This window comes from Vibrio sp. 1402, from assembly GCF_033340275.1.
Map to the genome: position 1 here is coordinate 1 of NZ_JAWOWE010000336.1, position 658 is coordinate 658.

A 658-nucleotide genomic window follows, 5' to 3' on the forward strand; every position below is an offset into this window, starting at 1 on the left:
TTTTCAGAAGTCGGGAGCAGCGCATCGACATCAAAATCAATCGAGAGCACCCCTTGGTGGACGCCTTTTTCGTAAATTGGCACTGTTAAACTGATGATTTGGCCTTCCAGGGAATCAAGCATCGGCCCAGGCCCAGCCAATGTAATGTTGACCTTATCTTGCGCGGTTTTTTGCCAGAATGGCCTCGCCTTTAACGTTGACCAAAGCTCTTTAGTAAAATTCTTCGCGTACTTATCGGGCGACGAAATCACATAACCACGTTTATCGATGTAATGGATACCAACAATGTGGGATTCAATATCATGAAGGAAGGACAAAGAAGGGGCAAAGCCTGCTTTTTGTTCTGCAAGTTTGTTGATTTTCGTCCCTGCCTGACACAAACTTTTTTCGCCGACGATCATGTAATCAACATCAACCGCTGGCAGTCCATCGCTGTAAACGTTCTCCAATAGCAAAACATCAATCGGCCATATATAGCAGATATCGCCTTTCACAATAGAGTTATGCTCTTCAGAAAGAGGGTTCGCGAAGTTTGAATAGTTGGTAAAGCTGTAGTCCAGTACAGTTAAGACTTTGATACCACGAGTTAACGCTCTATCGATACGCGAATATTCAGTATCAATATAGCGATTGACTGCATCGTAGTAGTTTTTTGTAG

At 43.5% G+C, this 658-nt stretch carries 1 pseudogene; it reads right to left on the reverse strand.

Annotated features, from left to right (window positions below):
• A pseudogene (locus R7044_RS25920) lies at nt 1–658 on the reverse strand (diguanylate cyclase); the annotation flags it as partial.